Source organism: Kosmotoga sp. DU53, from assembly GCF_001639905.1.
Lineage (GTDB): Bacteria > Thermotogota > Thermotogae > Petrotogales > Kosmotogaceae > Kosmotoga > Kosmotoga olearia.
Map to the genome: position 1 here is coordinate 1 of NZ_JGCK01000088.1, position 1,423 is coordinate 1,423.

At 42.0% G+C, this 1,423-nt stretch carries 2 pseudogenes; both read right to left on the reverse strand.

The features are described from left to right. Positions 1-101 (reverse strand): annotated as a pseudogene (locus tag DU53_RS12225) (ATP-binding protein); the annotation flags it as partial. Further along, positions 98-1,423, reverse strand: a pseudogene (istA, locus tag DU53_RS11625) (IS21-like element ISKol3 family transposase); the annotation flags it as partial. The pseudogenes istA and DU53_RS12225, both read right to left, overlap by 4 nt.

Here is a 1,423-nt window from a genome sequence, read left to right on the forward strand (position 1 = left end):
AGGAATTCCTCGTTGGTTTCTGCCTGTATCTTTTGGTAGTTTTCCACTATACTTTTTCCCAATCTCAGTTCTTTGCAGTATTGAGCGATGAGTTCTTTCATTTCCTTTCACCCACCAGGGCATCGTATTCCTTAAAATCGGTTGCGTACGCTCGTAATCTCGGTACTTCGTTCCCTGTTTCAAAGGGTGATGGTTCTTCCTGGATCAACCGTCGGTATGAGAGGAATATTGTTTCAGCAGTGCAACGTTCGCTCTTCAGGCTTATCTCCAGTGCACGACTTGCGGTTTCCATATCTGTTTCACGTAGCATTTTGACCAGCAATTTCAGGCTGTTTTTCTTTTCCTGGTAATCACAGGATTCAAAGTATTCTTGCCAAATAGGAGATAATTCCCTGTAAAATCCTGTATATTTCAATGCACGTGGCCTCCTGCTCAAGGTCTCAAGGTATGGATACCAATTCAGAGATTGGAGGTTGTGTCCGTATAACCTGGGATGTTTTACGAGCACTTTGTAGTCTTCATCCAGTATCTCTATTTCCGATGCCCCTATCTTCAACCACACTTCTGTTTCAGTATGTTTTGGTGACACGGAGTATCTGTTGTTTTCAAAACGAAGCATCCCATACTTGTCTGTCTTTGCTTTCTGTACCCTGGAAATATCCAGAGGTTTTTCGTTGAGTAGGAGCATCTTTTTCTTTTCTTCTAAAAACAGTTCTTTAATGCTCTTTTCCTTTCGGTAATGGGGTCTTTCCATATCTTTCTCCGAGAGGATTAAGAGCTCTTTGTTGTAATCTTCAAGATTCTCTATCCTGGGTATGGGAACAAAGAAGTTCCGCCTGTTATATCCAACCTTGTTTTCCACATTGCCTTTTTCATTGCCACAACCAGGATTACAAAACACAGGTTCAAAACCATAATGTTGACAGAATCTGTAAAACTTCTCCGTTACCTCCCTTTCCCCTCCATCCAGAATTTTTTTCACCACGGGAGATAGGTTGTCGAACCATATACGCCGAGGAACCTTTCCAATATGTTCGAATATGTTCTTCAGCCCCTCGAGCAAACATTCAAGGTTTTCCCCTCTAAACAGTTGAAAGTATCCCCCGTTGCTGTATGGAAAAGAAAGATTCAGATAATGCAGCGTCGTTCCCTTACCCTTTTCAATGAACTCAGCCTGTCCAAAATCTGCTTGAGCTTCACCACCAGGATGGTCAAGAGGTAAATAACCTTCGTTGGAATACAATTCCTTCTTTTTCTTTCTCACATATGCTCTTACCGTACGTTCGCTGAGCGGAAAATTCGGATATTCCTCACATAGTCTCTTGTAAATCCTTCTAGCAGTTATGACGTTGTTTTGCCTTTACCTTTTTATCTTCTTCCAGCCATTCATCTATTTTGGGCTTGTACGGATCGAGCTTGGAAG